At 70.6% G+C, this 16,501-nt stretch carries 16 protein-coding genes; 5 read left to right on the forward strand and 11 right to left on the reverse strand.

The genetic code is table 11. The annotated features are described in order from the left end of the window. Positions 1-13 precede the first annotated feature (13 nt). Both BGP79_RS11960 and BGP79_RS11965 read left to right on the forward strand, forming a co-directional pair. Positions 14-1,558, forward strand: coding sequence for a long-chain fatty acid--CoA ligase (locus BGP79_RS11960; protein WP_076695788.1), 1,545 nt, complete (start codon positions 14-16; stop codon positions 1,556-1,558). Between the two features lie 264 nt (positions 1,559-1,822). Continuing rightward, positions 1,823-2,773: a spermidine synthase gene (locus tag BGP79_RS11965; protein ID WP_076695790.1), complete on the forward strand. Its 951-nt coding sequence runs from the start codon at positions 1,823-1,825 to the stop codon at positions 2,771-2,773. A 24-nt stretch (positions 2,774-2,797) separates the two neighbouring features. Here the strand turns inward: BGP79_RS11965 and BGP79_RS11970 are convergent, their stop codons facing one another. From BGP79_RS11970 to BGP79_RS11985, 4 genes are all read right to left on the reverse strand, one after another. Continuing rightward, entirely contained in the window at positions 2,798-3,388 is a 591-nt protein-coding gene (locus BGP79_RS11970; RefSeq protein ID WP_076695792.1) for a YdeI family protein, read from the reverse strand. Between the two features lie 168 nt (positions 3,389-3,556). After that, positions 3,557-4,303: a class F sortase gene (locus BGP79_RS11975; RefSeq protein WP_083701864.1), complete on the reverse strand. Its 747-nt coding sequence runs from the start codon at positions 4,301-4,303 to the stop codon at positions 3,557-3,559. A gap of 50 nt (positions 4,304-4,353) precedes the next feature. Continuing rightward, positions 4,354-5,163 (reverse strand): hypothetical protein, encoded by an 810-nt coding sequence (locus BGP79_RS11980; RefSeq protein WP_076695794.1) that lies wholly within the window; start codon positions 5,161-5,163, stop codon positions 4,354-4,356. 215 nt (positions 5,164-5,378) lie between these two features. Next, a complete protein-coding gene (locus tag BGP79_RS11985) occupies positions 5,379-6,026 on the reverse strand; it encodes a hypothetical protein (RefSeq protein WP_076695796.1) in 648 nt (215 codons plus the stop codon). Between the two features lie 139 nt (positions 6,027-6,165). Between BGP79_RS11985 and BGP79_RS11990 the strand changes: the two genes are divergently transcribed. Next, positions 6,166-7,539 (forward strand): NAD-dependent succinate-semialdehyde dehydrogenase, encoded by a 1,374-nt coding sequence (locus tag BGP79_RS11990; RefSeq protein WP_076695798.1) that lies wholly within the window; start codon positions 6,166-6,168, stop codon positions 7,537-7,539. Between the two features lie 113 nt (positions 7,540-7,652). Here the strand turns inward: BGP79_RS11990 and BGP79_RS11995 are convergent, their stop codons facing one another. Next, positions 7,653-8,246 carry a hypothetical protein gene (locus BGP79_RS11995; RefSeq protein WP_076695800.1) on the reverse strand — a complete coding sequence of 198 codons (594 nt, stop codon included), beginning with the start codon at positions 8,244-8,246 and terminating at the stop codon, positions 7,653-7,655. Positions 8,247-8,278: 32 nt separating this feature from the next. Beyond that, a complete protein-coding gene (locus BGP79_RS12000; protein ID WP_076695802.1) occupies positions 8,279-8,566 on the reverse strand; it encodes an acylphosphatase in 288 nt (95 codons plus the stop codon). Positions 8,567-8,684: 118 nt separating this feature from the next. On the opposite strand from BGP79_RS12000, the gene BGP79_RS12005 reads away from it, so the two are divergent. Further along, positions 8,685-9,392 carry an ABC transporter permease gene (locus BGP79_RS12005; protein ID WP_369800197.1) on the forward strand — a complete coding sequence of 236 codons (708 nt, stop codon included), beginning with the start codon at positions 8,685-8,687 and terminating at the stop codon, positions 9,390-9,392. Positions 9,393-9,662: 270 nt separating this feature from the next. Beyond that, positions 9,663-10,631, forward strand: a complete 969-nt coding sequence (locus tag BGP79_RS12010) for a serine protein kinase RIO (protein ID WP_076695803.1) — start codon at positions 9,663-9,665, stop codon at positions 10,629-10,631. Positions 10,632-10,812: 181 nt separating this feature from the next. On the opposite strand, the gene BGP79_RS12015 is transcribed toward BGP79_RS12010, so the two are convergent. From BGP79_RS12015 to BGP79_RS12035, 5 genes are all read right to left on the reverse strand, one after another. Beyond that, positions 10,813-11,379, reverse strand: a complete 567-nt coding sequence (locus tag BGP79_RS12015) for a type 1 glutamine amidotransferase domain-containing protein (protein ID WP_076695804.1) — start codon at positions 11,377-11,379, stop codon at positions 10,813-10,815. 241 nt (positions 11,380-11,620) lie between these two features. Further along, positions 11,621-12,460 carry a carbohydrate ABC transporter permease gene (locus BGP79_RS12020; RefSeq protein ID WP_076695805.1) on the reverse strand — a complete coding sequence of 280 codons (840 nt, stop codon included), beginning with the start codon at positions 12,458-12,460 and terminating at the stop codon, positions 11,621-11,623. After that, entirely contained in the window at positions 12,453-13,433 is a 981-nt protein-coding gene (locus BGP79_RS12025; protein ID WP_076695806.1) for a carbohydrate ABC transporter permease, read from the reverse strand. Before BGP79_RS12025 ends, BGP79_RS12020 begins: the two co-directional genes overlap by 8 nt. A 98-nt stretch (positions 13,434-13,531) precedes the next feature. Further along, the gene (locus BGP79_RS12030; protein ID WP_369800200.1) at positions 13,532-14,719 is read right to left on the reverse strand and encodes an ABC transporter substrate-binding protein; all 1,188 of its coding nucleotides are present in this window, start codon (positions 14,717-14,719) and stop codon (positions 13,532-13,534) included. Between the two features lie 428 nt (positions 14,720-15,147). After that, positions 15,148-16,410 (reverse strand): ROK family transcriptional regulator, encoded by a 1,263-nt coding sequence (locus BGP79_RS12035; protein WP_083701866.1) that lies wholly within the window; start codon positions 16,408-16,410, stop codon positions 15,148-15,150. Positions 16,411-16,501 lie beyond the last annotated feature (91 nt).

Raw genomic sequence — 16,501 nt, forward strand, 5'->3', positions numbered from 1 at the left:
CGAAGGAGATCCCATGCTGAACACCGGTCTCGGATCCTGGCCGCACCGTCGGCTGCCCAAGTCCGCCGGGCGCACCGCGCTGGTGTGCCGGGGTCGGACGACGACGTACGACGAGCTCGCCGACCGCGTCGACCGGCTCGCCGCGGCGCTGCGCGAGCGCGGGATCCGGCCCGGGGACCGGGTGGCCTACCTGGGCGAGAACCACCCGGCCTTCCTGGAGACGCTGTTCGCCGCCGGGGTCTGCGGGGCGGTGTTCGTACCGCTGAACACGCGCCTCGCCGCCCCCGAGCTGCAGTTCGCCCTCACCGACAGCGGGGCGACCGTCCTCGTCCACGCCTCCTCGCTCACCGGCCTCGCCCTGCCCGGCAGCGCGGACACCCCGGTGGCGCTCCGGCTGCGCGTGGACGACGGGCCCGATCCGCGGTTCTCCGGCACCGTCCCGGCGCAGGACATCGACTACGAGGAGGCGCTGGCCGCGGCGGACCCGGAGCGGATCGACCTGCCGGTCGGGGCCGAGGACCCCGCACTGATCCTCTACACCTCCGGCACCACCGGGCGGCCCAAGGGGGCGGTGCTCACGCACGGCAACGTGACGTGGAACTGCCTGAACGTGCTGGTGGACTTCGATCTCGCCTCGACCGACGTGTCGCTGATGATCTCGCCGTTGTTCCACGTCGCGGCCCTGGACATGGGGGCGCTGCCGACCCTGCTCAAGGGCGCGACGCTCGTCCTCGAGCCCCGGTTCGACCCCGGCGAGGCGCTGCGGCTGATCGAGGAACACCGGGCGACGGCGATCTCCGGGGTGCCCACCACCTACCAGATGCTCGCCGAGCACCCGGACTGGGCGACGCGGGACATATCGTCGCTGAGCAAGCTCACGTGCGGCGGGTCGGCGGTCCCGCTCCGGGTGCTCCAGGCGTACGAGGAGCGCGGGCTGGCCTTCACGATGGGCTACGGCATGACGGAGACGGCGCCGGGCGCGACCACCCTGCCGGTCCGCTACTCGGCATCGAAGGCCGGCTCCGGCGGCCTCCCGCACTTCTTCACGGACGTGCGGATCGCCGGGCCGGACGGCTCGCCGGTTCCCGCCGGGGAGACCGGGGAGATCCAGATCTGCGGCCCCAACGTGATCGGCGCGTACTGGCAGCGGCCCGATGCCACGGAGCAGTCCTTCGACGAGGGCGGCTGGTTCCGCTCGGGGGACATGGGCCATCTCGACGAGGACGGCTTCCTGTTCATCTCGGACCGGCTCAAGGACATGATCATCTCCGGCGGCGAGAACATCTACCCGGCCGAGATCGAGCAGGTGGTGGCCGAGCTGGACGCCGTGGCCGCCGTCGCCGTCATCGGCGTGCCCGACCCGACGTGGGGCGAGGTCGGCCGCGCCGTGATCAGCGTCCGGGAGGGGACGACGCTCAGCGCCGAGGAGGTCCTCGCCCACCTGGACGGGCGGCTGGCGCGGTACAAGCTGCCGAAGTCCGTGGTGTTCACCGACCAGATGCCGCGGACGGCGAGCGGGAAGATCCGCAAGGCCGACTTGCGGAAGCAGTTCGGCTGAGAGTCGCTGGCGTCGGCCGGCGGCGTCGTCCTGCGCCGTCCTGCGTCGAGTGGACGGATACCGCACCCATTCGCGCCGTTTGAGTGCATCATCCGTCCACTCGATGGCCGTCCTTCGTGGAGTGGACCGATAACGCACCCATTCACCTGGTTTGAGCGCATCAACCGTCCACTCGGCGAAATTCTTGACGCCGGAACCGGGCCGACGTCGCGAGCGGACGGACGGCAGAGCCACCGACCTCGGACGGCGTGTCACACTCGATCCATGGCCGCCGCGAACAATCCGCCGTCGATCCGACTGCCCCTTTCCGGGACGGTCGCGACCATCGAGCCGGACGGTTGGGGCGGTGACGGGCACGTGCTGTTCATCGATGGTGCGGAGCAGTCGCACGTCGACCTGACCGACCAGACGCGGATCGTCTACGAGTACCTGTACCGGATCAGCAACGTCGTCGACGCCCTGCCGGCCGGCCCCATCCGAGCCGTCCACCTGGGCGCGGGCGCGATGACTCTTCCCCGCTACATCGCCGTCACCCGGCCGGGCTCCCCGCAGGTGGTCGTGGACATCGAATGGGGGCTGCTCTCCTTCGTCGAGGAGCACCTGCCGCTGCCGGAGAACATCGACCTGCAGCGCATCGGCGACGACGCCCGGGTCGCCGCCGGGTTCGCCGCCCACCTCCTGGGCGGTGCGACCGACCTCGTCGTCCTCGACGTCTTCGCCGGCGCCGACGCCCCGGAGCACCTGACCACCACCGGCTTCTACCGCGAGCTCGCGGCCCTGCTCCCCGACGACGGCGTGCTGGTCGTCAACGTCGGCGACGACCCGCCGCTGACGTTCTTCCGGTCGCAGGCCGCTGCGCTCCTCGAGGTGTTCGACGGCGTTGCCGCCCTGGCGGAGACCCCGATGTTCACGGGCGAGCACCCGGGCAACCTCGTCCTCGTCGCCGCCCGCAGGCCACTGACGCGGCGATGGCTCGACGGCCTCGTCGCGCAGGGCCCGCACCCGGCCGCCGGCCTGGACCGGGACGAGCTCGCCGACTTCGCCGCCGGGGTACCGGCGCCCGAGGACGACCCCGAGCAGCGGTGGCGGGTGGCGGACGCGGAACGGCGTCGCCGGCTCCGGCGTCTGACGCACGGCCGCGATCCCGACCTCCCGGCACCGGAACTCGACGAGGAGGACCCGGGACCGTCACCGGAAACCACGGCCGGCCAGTAGCTCGAGCGGCCGGACGGCGCCGGTTCAGTAGATCGTCTCGCCGCGGGCGAGCATCGCCACGAACTGCTCGATCCGGCGTGCCCGCGTCTCTTCGCGCTTGACGTTCTGGATGCGGAAGTACAGGGCGTACCGGTTCTGGCTGGACAGGGTCGCGTAGAACGCCGCGGCCTCCGGACTGGCGGCGAGCGCAGCGAGGAAGTCGGGATGGGGTTGGGCGTCCTTCGGCCCGGCGTACGCGGCGTCCCAGCGCCCGTCCGCCCGGGCTCGCTCCACCTCCGCCAGACCGCGCGGCGTCATCGTTCCGGCCGCGATCATCGCCTCGACCGCCGTCCGGTTGCGCACGGACCACACGCTGCGGGGTCGGCGCGGGGTGAACCGCTGCAGGTAGCTCACCTCGTCGAGGCTGCGCGCCTGACCGTCGATCCAGCCGTGCTGCAGGGCCACCTCGAGCGCCTCCGCGTAGGTGACGGTGAGGGCCGCAGGGTCGCGCTTCACCGCGTCCTTCTTGGCGAACACCAGCCAGACGCCGTCGGGCTCGTCCTGGTGCTCGGCCAGCCAGTCGCGCCACTGCGTTTGATCGGTGCAGCGCAGACGCGGGGCATCGGTGGCAGCCATGACGGTGCTCCTCACGACGAGCCGGACCGGACCGGCGCGGTGCCGGTCGAGCCCACGGCACGGAGCTGTGGGCGGACACCACTGTGCCCCGCCTGCCCACCCCGTGCAAGGAGCACGGGAGCGAGCGGACGGGGCACCAGGATGATGGGGTTCCGCGCGGACGGTCGGTCAGCGGTGGCTGCCGATCAGATGCGCGTAGACGATGGTGTTCTCCTCGAACCGGTCCGAGGAGGCCTGGTAGTCACCGCAGGTGATCAGCCGGATCTCGGAGCGGGCGGTGTTCCCGTACACCTCGAGGGTGGGGAACTGGTCCTTCCGCACGGTGCGCAGCTTGTCCACCTGGAACACGGCCACACGGCCGTCGGCCCGGGTGACGGTGAACTGCTGGCCGGGCTGCATCTCGTGCAGCCGGAAGAACACGCCCTCGGGGATGGTCGTCGTGTTGACGTGGCCGAGGATGATGGCGGGCCCCTGCTGGCCCGGCGACGGCGAGTACTGGTACCAGCCGGCGGGTGAGCCGGCCTCGCCGGGCGGGACCGCGGTGGTGCCGTCGTCCTGACGCCCGAGGTCGATGAGGTCGGTCCCCACACCGATCGAGGGGATGTCCAGTCGGGTCGGGCGGGACGCCGGCAGGACCGGACCCGAGACCTTGGTCTTCGCGGGTGGGGCCGCCGGTGCGGCCGCTGCCGCGACGCTGGGCTTGGAGGCGGGTGCGGTCGACTTCGTCGGTGACGGAGTCGCCGTGGCGGTGGTGGTCGGGCTGCTGGCGCCGATGCTCGTGCTCGGTCCGGCGGCAGATCCTGTCGCGGCCGGTGCGGCGCACCCCGCGAGAACCCCACTCGCCAGTCCGAGAGTGAGCACGGCGGCCGCCGCGGACCGGGAGACCGATCCGCGGCGGCTGCGTGGGTCACTCATGGTGATGTGACTCTTTCCTGCTCAGTGTTTCCTGGTGACTGCTGGACCGGTCAGTCCTGCGCCTTGCGGGCAGTCCGGCGACGGTTCAGACCGAACGCGGCGGCACCGGCCACGAGAACCCCACCGGCAGCGGCGAGGACACCCGGGGTGGCGTCCGTGGACGTGGTCTGGGCGGCCGACTTCACACCGGTCTCCGGGGCACCGTTGGGCATGGCGCCCATCTGGGAGGCCCGCAGCTCACCGCAGAGAGCCGGCGAGGTGGCGGCCAGCGGCAGGGACGGAACGATGTCGCTCTTTGCCTTCTGCGCAGCCGGGGACAGGGTGGCCGGGTCCAGACCGTGGACCACGATGGAGGCGGTGTTCGCCTTCAGCGCCGCGAGGGTCTCGTCGCTGAGGGTGATGGTCCGCTTGTAGTTGATGGTGCCGCCGGAGGGCGCCAGCTTCAGATCGGTCGCGCTGGCCGGCGAGAAGTCCCCGCTGGTGGTCAGGGTCTGAGCGATCTTGCCGTAGTGCGGGGCACCCTCGGTGACGCTGACGACGCCGTCACCGTTCTTGTCCGCGGAGGCGTCCGGGCACATGCCCATGGCACCGATGTGGATGTGCTGGACGTGCGGGTAGGCCTGGCCGTTGAACGAGGCCGGCAGACCGGTCACGTTCTCGGTGACGGTGGCCTGGTTGCCATTGACCGTGATCCACACGCTGCCGCTGGCGGTGCTGTTGTTGAGCTGCTTCAGCTGCGTCTGGTAGGTCCAGCTGCCGGTGTCCGAGCTGGTGCCCTGCGCCTGGGCCGGGCCGGCGGCGAGGGCGAGAGCGCCCAGCGCGAGGGCCGGGGCCGCGAGGAGTGCAGAAGTCCGCTTCATGGTGGTGCTCCCTTGAGTGTGGGGCTACCGGCTCGCGTCGGCGCCTCGTGATCCATCTGACACCGGGTATTCGGAGCATGCTGAGGATCGGATTGGAGGAATCTTTTCCAGCCTCTCCCTGACGTGCGCAAACGAGCCCGGACATGACGACGGGGCGGACGCCGTTGCGTCCGCCCCGCTCGGGTGGTGCCGGTGATCCGCTGGGGATCGAATCATCAGAACGAGTCGTGCCGCCAGCAGGCGATGACGACACTGGCGAGCGCGTATGCGTCGTCGGAACGCTGGCTCGCCGCGTGATCGGTCATCTGTCGCGCGTCGATGGTCAGCGTCATGCCGTCGTTGAGGAAGAGCACGACGCCGTCCCCGGTGCTGGCCCCGGGCAGCCCGAAGTTGGTGAGCCCGTCGATGGTGGCGATGCCGGGATACCGCGAACGCTGCTGGTCGAACCAGGCGCGCTCGGTACCCGCCGCGGGCTGCTTGACGCTGACCACGAGGGCCCCGCCCTTCACCGGGTAGCGGCAGGTGTAGAGGCCGTCCTCCCAGGTCGAGGTGCGGCCGGCTACGGCACTCGCGCCGGCGAGGGCGGTGATCCGGGCGAGCACCTCCTTGTCGGAGCAGATCATGCTGATCTTCGCCGGGGGCGTCGTGCCCGTGGCGGTGTGACCGGTGTCCGCAGTCGACGGGGCCGCGGCGGCGGAGGATGCGGCTGCGCTCGACGGGGCTGCGCGCGAAGGCGAGGCGCTCGGTGACGGGGCGGCACTGGAGGCCGCCGGCGCCGGCGACTCCCCGGTGGCGGCGACCGGGCCCGCGCATCCGGCGAGCGCGATCACCCCGGCGGCGAGGACGAGTCCGGCACGACGCATGATGACTCCTGGATCGGATGTGGCTCGGGGACGAAAGTATTGCTGGGTGTTCGGTACCGGAGCGCCGGTGGATTGGCCCCGATTGCGCTCGTGGCGAGGCAGGATGCGGCACCCGGCGGACCGTGCCTAGGGTGAAGGCATGACTTCCTACACCACCGTTAATCCGGCCACCGGCGAGACCCTGAAGGAATTCGACGAACTGACCACCGAAGGCGTGGAGGAGGTGCTGGACCGCTCGCACCGCGCGTTCCTCTCCTGGCGGGAGACGCCGGTCGAGGAGCGCAGCCGAGTGCTCGCCCGCGTCGCCGAGCTCTACGCCGAGCGCAAGCAGGAGCTGTCCGAGCTGACCACCCTGGAGATGGGCAAGCCCGTCCGCCAGAGCGGGTTCGAGATGGACATCTGCAAGGACATCTTCGCCTACTACGCGGACAAGGGCCCGTCCTTCCTCGCGGACGAGGAGCTCGACGTCGCGCAGGGCGGCCGCGCCGTCGTCCGCAAGGAGGCCATCGGCTCGCTCGTCGGCATCATGCCGTGGAACTTCCCGCACTACCAGGTGGCCCGGTTCGCCGCGCCGAACCTGATGCTGGGCAACACGATCATCCTCAAGCACGCCCCGAACTGTCCGCAGAACGCCCTCGCGATGGAGCAGCTGTTCCGTGACGCCGGGCTGCCCGCGGACGCGTACATCAACGTCTTCGCCACGAACGACCAGATCGCCGACATGATCGCCGATCCGCGCGTGCAGGGCGTCTCACTGACCGGTTCCGAGCGCGCCGGCTCGGCGGTCGCGGAGATCGCCGGCCGCAACCTGAAGAAGGTTGTCCTCGAACTCGGCGGCTCGGACCCGTTCATCGTCCTGGACGCCCCGGACCTGGACGCCACCGTCAAGCAGGCCGCCGGTGCCCGCCTGGTCAACGGCGGCCAGGCCTGCAACGCCGCCAAGCGGTTCATCGTGGTGGAGGACGTGTACGACGACTTCGTCGAGAAGCTCTCCGCCTCGCTCGGCGCCGTCACTCCGGGTGACCCGACCAACCCGAAGACCTTCGTCGGGCCCCTCTCCTCCACCTCCGCGGTGGACACCCTGATGGAGCAGATCGACGACGCCGTCGCCAAGGGCGCCACCGTGCGTGCCGGCGGCAAGCGCATCGACGGGGCGGGCGCCTGGGTGCAGCCGACCGTGCTGACCGACGTCACCCCGCAGATGCGCGCCTACAGCGAGGAGCTCTTCGGCCCCGCGGCCGTCGTCTACAAGGTCGCGTCCGCCGACGAGGCCGTCGAGCTGGCGAACAGCTCGCCGTACGGCCTCTCCGGCTCCGTGTGGAGCGGTGACGCGGACCGCGCCGCCGAGGTGGCCGACCGGCTCGACGTCGGCATGGCCTTCGTCAACGAGCACGGCGCCACCGCCGCGGATCTGCCGTTCGGTGGCGTGAAGCGCTCCGGCGTCGGCCGGGAGCTCGCGCAGTTCGGCATGGACGAGTTCGTCAACAAGAAGCTGGTCCGCGTCACGCGCTGATCAGCGGTTCCCGTTCGTCGCCCCGGGTCCGGCTCCGGCCGCCCGGGGCGACGTGCGTCCGGGAGATCTCAGCCCGCCGTCAACCGGCGGGCTCGACCGTCCGGTGGAGGCGTTCATTGCCCGAGCGCGCGCCGCTCCGCCTCGGCGAAGGTCTGCTCGAGCCGGGTGACCGCGTCGGCGTACCCGGCCTCGTCGGCGGCGTCGCGTGCGTCCCGCGCCTGCCGCATCGCGCGCACGACGGCGGCCGCGGACGGCTGGCTCACGTCGGTCATCTGCGGGTACTCGATCTGCTTGCCCGGGTCCAGTTCGTAGGCCAGCCAGCGTTCGACGACGGCGTCGTGCCGGGCGCGCAGTGCCGTCATCCGGCCGGCAGCCGCGTCGAGCACCCGCTGGCGGACCCGCTGCCGGGTGGTGCGCAGCAGGTGGGTACCGGCGAGCAGGATGGCGACGAAGGCCGCCACCGCGAGCAGCAGGCCGGCGCGCCCGACGATGGCCGCCCCGAGGGCCGCGACCGCGATCACCCCGGCGATGCCGGCGAACCCGGTCCAGAACGCGGCGTCCGGTTCGATCACGTCGGCGTCGGCCGGCCTCCCGGCCGCATCCGCGGCCCGGTCGGCGCTGCCCCGGACCAGGGACGCGGAGCTGTACGTGGCGATCCCGGCGATCAGCAGCACGCCGATCACGATGACGAGCAACGTGAGGACCATCGGGCTCTCCTCTCGATCGGTTCGGGTGCGGGTCAGCTGACCGTGAAGCCCTGGAACTGCCCGGTGGCGTCGGAGAACTCGCTGCGGACGTGCTCCACCGTGCCGGGCGTGCGCCCGGAGGTGAGCCGCGTCAGCAGGTCCTCGCAGTCGTGACGGCTGCCCTCGACGACGACGCGCACGGTACCGTCGGCACGATTGCTCGCCGATCCGCTCAGCCGCAGCCGGTCGGCCTGTTCCCTGACCCAGAACCGGAATCCGACACCCTGGACCATGCCGCTGATGACGGCGGTCAACCGGGACGGTTCGCTGGTGACGCCCATGTGACCAGCGTAGTCACCGCGCCGGTCCAGCGGCAGGGTCCACGGCCAGCCCAGCCGGGGCAGGGAGAATCGAGGCCAGCCCGGGCACCGGGACCGGCGGACGGGAGGAGGACGGGTGATGACGGACCTGTCCGCCGAGCTGACGTCGCCGGGGCCGTGGATCGCGACCCTCGTCGCCGTCGCCCTGCTGACCACGCTGGCCGCCCTGCTGCTGCGCGCCGGCCGGGTGCCCTCGCCCGCCCAGATCCCGCTCGCGATCGTGCGAGCGGTCGTCCAGCTCGCGGCGCTCAGCCTCGTCCTCAGCGGCGTGATCACCGACGGCCGGCTGGTGGCACTCGCCCTGACGCTCATGCTGGGCTTCGCCGTGCTCACGGCCGCCCGGCGCGTCCGGGCACCGCGCGCCGCCGTCCCCGTGCTGGCGGCGGCCATCGTCGCCGGGCCGGTGATCGCCATGGCCGTGGTGTTCCTGACCGGCGCCATCACCTTCTCCCCGCGCTACGTGCTCGCCGTCGGCGGCATCGTGATCGGCAACGCGATGACGATCGCCACGCTGACGTCGCGCCTGTTCACCGCGTCCGTCGTCGACCACTGGGACGAGGTGGAGGCGTGGCTCTCCCTGGGCGCCACCGGCCGGCAGTCGGTGGCGCGGCTGGCCCGCGACGCGGTGCACACCGCCCTGGTGCCGAGCATCGACCAGACCCGCACCACCGGCATCGTCGTGCTCCCGGGCGCCTTTGTGGGCGCCGTGTTCGGCGGGGCATCACCCTGGAGGCGGGCCGGTTCCAGCTCGTGGTGCTCGCCTCGATCCTGGCCGCCGGTGCCGTGACCGGCTCGATCATCGCGTTCCGCGGTCGCCTCGGTCGCACCAGGCCCGCCGACCCCCGCGGCTGACGCAACTGGGTCGCCTCTGTCCCGCCTCTTGCCCGCCCGGTGCCGCGGTGCGAGACTGAGCCCGCGCACCCGCTGGTGCGCAGGGGTCCCCCGAGGGGTACCCGCCCCGGATTCGCAGGAGAGGAGGACGTGATGACCCGCATCGACGACGGCCGCACCGCCGGTCCCGTGGCCCCGCATCCCTCCTCCCCCTGGAGTCCCCCGCATGTCCTGGTCCTCTGACCCGCACGCAGATTCTCACCACAGCAACGACCAGCTCCCTCCCGAGCTGCGCCCCTCCCTCGAGCTGCGCCCCTCTCTCGAGCTGCGCCACCCTCACGAACTGCAGCACTTCGCCGGCCTGACGCTGTCCTTCGACGACGAGACCGGCTCCGCTCTCGCGCCCGGCCGGCGCTGGTCCACCTTCAACGACGTCGAGCGCGGCTGCCGCGGCCCCGATCCCCGGCCGGACTGGGTGATCGAGGACGCCGCCGCCGTCGACACCGAACTCGGTGTCCTGAAGACCGGCAAGGAGGCCGACGTCTTCCTCCTCGAGCGCGCCACCACCGAGGCGTCGTGCCTGCTGGCCGCCAAGCGCTACCGGTCCAGCGAGCACCGCCAGTTCCACCGCAGCTCCGTCTACACCGAGGGACGGACCACCCGCCGGTCCCGCGACGCGCGTGCCCTCGAGACGGGGTCCACCTTCGGCCGCACGGTGGCCGCCGCGCAGTGGGCGGGCGCCGAGTGGGCCGCCCTCCGGCTGCTGTACGCCGAGGGACTGCCCGTGCCCTATCCCGTGCAGATCGACGGGACGGAACTGCTGCTCGAGTTCATCCCCGACGCCGACGACCCGGCCGGCGTCACCGCGGCGCCCCGGCTGCAGCAGGCGTCCGTCCCCACCGGCGCGGCCGGAAGCGAGTTGCTGTGGGACTGGTGGCACCAGACCCGCGACGTGCTGGTCTCATTCGCCCGGCTCGGCCTCGCCCACGGGGACCTCTCCCCCTACAACGTGCTCGCGGCCGGGCGCCGGCTCGTCGTCATCGACGTCCCGCAGATCGTGGACACCGTCTCGAACCCGCGCGGAGCCGAGTTGCTGGCGCGGGACTGCACGACGATGGCGCGCTGGTTCGTCGGGCGCGGGCTACCCGTCGAGCCGGACGACCTGGTCGCGACGGTGCTCGCCGAGCTGCGCTGAGACGGCGAGGCGTGCGGCGACGGCACGCTCTCGTCAAGTGGACGGGTCCTGCACTCATCCGGCATGAATAGCGACGTCATCCGTCCACTCGGCGAACACCCGACGTCGCGAAGAGCACCCCCAGACACGCAGCAGGGGCGGCGCCGTCCGGCACCGCCCCTGCTGCGTGATCGTGCGTGGATCAGGCGTGCTGACCCTCGTGCTGGCCCTCCGCGGCCTCCTCGACGACCTTGGCGCTGAACGCCTCCAGGTCATCGGGGTTGCGGCTGGTGGTCAGGCCCTGGTCGACGACGACCGTCTCGTCCACCCACGTCGCCCCGGCGTTCTTCAGGTCGGTCTGCAGCGAGGGGTAGGAGGTGAGCTTGCGCCCCTCCACCACGCCGGCCTCGATGAGCAGCCACGGACCGTGGCAGATCGAGGCGACCGGCTTCTTCGCGTCGAAGAAGGCCTTGGCGAACGCCACGGCCGCCTGCTCGGTGCGCAGGGTGTCGGCGTTGACGACGCCGCCGGGAATCACCAGCGAGGCGTAGTCCTCCGGCTTGGCGTCGGCGAGCTTGACGTCCACCGGGAAGGTGTCGCCCTCCTCGGTGTCCCCGTTCATGCCCTGGACGGTGTCGTCCTTCGGGGAGATCAGCACCGGGGTGCCACCGGCGTCCTTCACCGCCTGCCACGGGTGCGTCAGTTCCACCTGCTCCACACCATCGGTGAGCAGGAACGCGATCTTCTTGCCGTCGAGCGTCTGTGCCATCTGGGGGTCCTCCCGTCGATCGGTACTGTCGTCGGCGCGCCGCTGTGCCGGTTGTCCGGCACCGCACGCGTCTTTCGTCAGCCTACTGAGGATCCCGCGTACCGGCCAGCGCTGTTCTCTCCTCGCGAAGAACCCGGACAGACCGAAAGGATCCCGGGTCGGGAGGCTTCGACCCGGGATCCTCGTTCGGTGGTCGTGGCGACGTGTCCGGGGACAGGCGGCCACGAGGCGGCGTGTGCGGTTACTTCACCGCGCCCGCCGTCAGGCCGGCGACGAAGCTGCGCTGCAGGAGCAGGAAGCCGACGACGACGGGGATCGAGACGACGAGGGACGCCGCCATGATCTGATTCCAGTAGACGTTGGTCTGCGTCGAGTACAGCTGCAGACCGACGGCGAGCGTGCGGTTCGCGTCCGTCGTCATCACCGACGCGAACAGGACCTCGCCCCACGACGTCATGAAGCTGTAGATCGCCACCGCCACCAGGCCGGGGCGGGCCGCCGGCAGCACCACGCTCAGCAGCGCCTTCATCGGCCCGCAGCCGTCCACGAGGGCGGCCTCGTCGAGATCCCGCGGGATGCCGTCGAAGTAGCCGGCCAGCATCCAGATGGAGAACGGCAGCGAGAAGGTCAGGTACGTGATGATCAGGCCACCGCGCGTGCCCACCAGCTGGATGCCGGTCAGGGTGTTGACGTTGACGAAGATGAGGAACAGCGGCAGCAGGAACAGCACGCCGGGGAACATCTGGGTCGAGAGCACCGTCGTCGAGAAGATGGTGCGGCCGCGGAACCGGTACCGCGAGACCGCGTAGGCGGCGAAGATCGCGATGATCACGCTGAGGATCGTGGCGATGCCGGCGACGACGACGCTGTTGAGGAAGTAGCTGGCCAGCGGCACGGTCTTCCACATGTCCACGAAGGGGGCGAAGGTCACCGAGGTCGGCAGCCAGGTGAAGTCGCCCTGCACGTCGGAGAGCGGCTTCATCGCCGAGGTGATCATGACGTACACCGGGACCGCCGTGAAGATGCTCAGCACGGCGATGACGACGATCCGGAAGGCCCGGGCGCCCGTGGTCTCACGCATCGGTCTTCGACCTCCGGTTCAGCACCAGCAGGTAGAGGCCGGTGACGACGAGCAGGAACAGGAGCAGCAGCACGGACATCGCGGCTCCGGAGCCGAAGTTCCAGGTCAGGAACGAGGCGTTGTAGATGTGGAACGAGATCAGGTCGCCGGCGGGCGGCTGGGCGTTGCCGAACAGCACGAACGGGGTGTTGAAGTCGTTGAACGTCCACAGGAACATGACGAGCACGAGGACCATGTTGACGGGCCGCAGCATCGGCAGGGTGATGGAGCTCCACTGCCGGAAGGGGCGCGCGCCGTCGACGGCGGAGGCCTCGTAGACGTCGTCGGGGATGGACTGCAGACCGGCCATCAGCATCAGGAAGGCGAAGGGCCACAGCCGCCACACGGCGACGACGACGATGGCGACGAAGGCGTTGTCGCCGATCAGCCAGAACGGCTTGTCCCCGCCGAGGCCCAGGTTGTCGTAGAGGAAGTGGTTCACGGCACCGGTGTCCTTCTGCAGCATGAACTTCCAGGCGATGATGCCGGCGTACATGGGCAGGGCGTAGGGCACGAGGAACAGGGTGCGGAAGATCGCGCGGCCGCGGAAGGGGCGCTGCAGGGCGACGGCGGCGGCCATGCCGAGCACCCAGGCGATCCCGACGACGAGGATCGTGAAGGCGACGGTGATGCCGAAGGAGCGGAGCAGCCCGGCGCCGATGGCGCTGTTGAAGTCCAGGGCCACGGAGTAGTTGGTGCCGCCGACGAACGGGGCGCGGCCCCAGTTGGCGATGAAGGCCTTCGTCAGCCGCAGCAGGCTCATCCAGATGCCGGTGACCATGGGGATCACGTGGATCACGAGCTCGAAGACGACGGCCGGGGCCAGCAGGGCGTAGGGAAGCCACCAGCCGGAACGGCGGCTGCGGCGACCCGAGGGGACGACGGGCGGGGTGGTGGGGCTGGGGGTACTGGGGCGCAGCGCGGTCGTGGACACGCGGGCTCCCCCTTTCTCGCTGGGGCGGACGCCGCCTTCAGGACGGCGGTCGACGGAGGAAGGGGCGGGCCCGGCTGGTGCCGGACCCGCCCGACGCGTCATCCGGCCGAGGACACCTGGTCCTGAGCGGTCTGCAGGGCGCTCTTGATGTCGTCCGTGCTCACCGTGCCGCCGGAGGCGATCTTGGCGAACATGTCGTTCATGGCCTTGCCGACCGTGCTCTCGAACTGGTCCTCAGCGGCCACCAGCGGCAGGGGCTTCGACTTCGTCTCGTAGATGTCGGCGAAGATCTTGGCCTCCTCCGGGTTGTCCGTGAAGTTCGGCGTCTTGCCCTTGAGCACCGGCAGGGCGGTGAACTTCTTGTCCAGGGCGGACTGGGTCTCGTCGCTCGTCATGTACTTGACGAACTTCAGGGCCGCGTCCTTGTTCTTCGTGTTGTTGAAGACGGACATGTTGATGCCGGCCACGTGGCTGGCGGTCTTGGTGGTGCTGTCGGCCGGGGCGGGGAACGGGATCACGCCGTACTCGGACGACTTCATCCCGTTGGCCTGGATGCTGTTGTCCGCGTTGTTCTGGTTGATGATCATCGCGACCTTCTTGGTCGCGAAGTCGTTGACCGCCTTGACGCCGTTGTCGTACTGGGCGTTGGAGACGTTGACGACCTTGTCGGCCTGCATCAGGTCCAGGTACCGCTTGATGCCGTTGACGACGCCGTCGGAGGTGAAGGTCGGCTTGCCGTCCTTGTCGAACAGATCCGCACCGTTCTGCGCGGCGTTGATGAACGCGAAGTGAGCGTTCTCGGTGTAGCTGCCGGCCGCGAGGGAGAAGCCGTACTGCTTGCCGTCGGTCAGCTTCTTCGCCGCCGCGACGAGCTCGTCCCAGTTGGTCGGCGGCTTCACGCCGGCCTTGTCGAGCATCGCCTTGTTGTAGTACAGGCCGTAGGCGAGGCCGTACAGCGGCACCGAGGTCGGGTCCTGACCCGCCATGCCTCCGGTGTCCAGCGCGGTCTTGACGAACTTGTCCTTGCCGCCGATGGCGTCCATGGCCGACTGGTCGAACGGCATGAAGGCGCCGGTGGACTGCAGCGAGGCGGCCCACGTGTTGCCGATGTTGACGACGTCGGGCGCCTGGCCCGAGGTGACCGCCTCTGGATGCGGGTCTGCAGGTCGTTCCAGCCGATGACCTCGAGGTTGACCTTGATGCCGGTCTGCTCGGTGAACTTCTGCAGCTGCGGGGTCAGCACCTCCTTGTCGTTGTCCAGGCTGGTGCCCTGGTTGGAGGCCCAGTAGGTGAGGGTGCCGCCGCTGCTCGCGCCGCCACTGCTGCTGCCACTGGCGGAGGAGTTGCTGCCGCTACCACCACAGGCGGTGGTGGACAGAGCGAGCGCGGTGATCACGGCGCTCGCAGCGAGAATTCGAAGTTTCACTGCGGGACTTCCTTGTCTGTGTCGCATGTGTCGGCGTCATCGCGGACGGAGCCAGGAATGTGGCCTGCGCAACAACGTAGACGTACTAACGACGAGCGTCAATCAAAAGTTCGCACCTTCTTGGTGAATCTGGGAGAGGGCTCGACGACGCCGGGACGGGTACCGGAATGGCCGGTGGGCATGCTGACGCGAGCCCGTCGACCGGAGGGCCCCGAGGGGCCGATCGGGCCCGGGGCAACGGCTGTCGAGGAGCCGGGGTCGCGCGGGAATGCGTCCGGGGAAGCCGGGTCAGGCCTCGGAGACGAGGGCGCCGATGCGGTCCGGGGAGAGGACGTGGTCGATGATCATGCGGCTGGCGCCGAGCACGCCGGCCCGGTCGCCGGCCATCGACTGGACGATGCGCAGTCGGGCGGTGGCCAGCGGCAGGGAGCGCTGGTAGACCATCTCGCGCACGCCGGCGAGCAGGTACTCCCCGGCCGCGGAGAGGCCGCCACCGATCACGATCACCGACGGGTTGAGCAGGTTGACGCAGGTCGCGAGGACCTCGCCGATGTCCCGGCCGGCCTGGCGGACGGCCTGGACCGCCTGGACGCTGCCGTGGCGGACGAGGTCGAGGACGTCCTCGCCGCTCTCAGCGGGCACCCCGGCTACGGCCAGGGCGGAGGCGACCGCCGGCCCGGAGGCCAGCGCCTCGAGGCAACCGACGTTGCCGCAGCGGCACAGCACGCCGTCACCGCGGGAGAGGCGGACGTGGCCGATGTCCCCGGCGGTGCCGTCGGCTCCGCGCTGCAGCAGGCCGCGCCCCACGATGCCGGCACCGATGCCGGTGGCCACCTTGACGAAGAGCAGGTTCTCCTCGATCGGCCAGTAGCCGGCCCGTTCGCCGAGGGCCATGATGTTGACGTCGTTGTCGACGAGGACGTCGAGCTCCCGCCCCAGGCCGAACGACTGCTGGACGTACGCGGGCACGTCGAAGCCGTCCCAGCCCGGCATGATGGGCGGGTTCGCGGGACGGCCGGTGGAGTGCTCGACCGGCCCGGGCAGCCCGATGCCGATACCGGCCAGTTCCCGCACGTCACGGCCGGAACGCTCGAGCAGCAGGCGCGCCTGGTCGACGACGAGGTCGAGGACAGCCACCGGACCGACGGACACCGCGATCGCGGCGCGGGACTCGTCCAGCACCCGGCCGCCGAGGTCGGTCAGGGCGATCAGCACGTGCGTCGCGCCGACATCGACGGCGAGCACGACTCGTGAGGAGGCGGAGAAGGCGAAGCGCGACGGCGGCCGGCCGCCGGAGGAGACGGCCTCCCCGGCCGGGCCGATCAGGCCGCAGGACATCAGGGCGTCGATCCGGGTGGCGATGGTCGACCGGGCCAGGCCGGTGATCTCGGCGAGTTCGGCCCGCGTGCGAGCGTGACCGTCGCGCAGCACCTGGAAGAGTTCTCCCGCCCTCAGGGCCGTGCTGGCGGGGGCCGGGAGCACGACGGTGCTCGCGGACAGGATGAGGCCGCCGGGCGCGGGCGTCCTCGTGCTTGCGAGCGGCGACGACATTCCCCAGTGATAGCACGCGGCACTTCTGCGTGTCACATGGTTGCGGACGTCGACTTTGTCACATCTTTTGCTTGACCACTGTCAGAAGCTG

The sequence above is a fragment of the Tersicoccus sp. Bi-70 genome (assembly GCF_001968825.1).
In the GTDB taxonomy this organism is placed as follows: Bacteria; Actinomycetota; Actinomycetes; order Actinomycetales; family Micrococcaceae; genus Tersicoccus.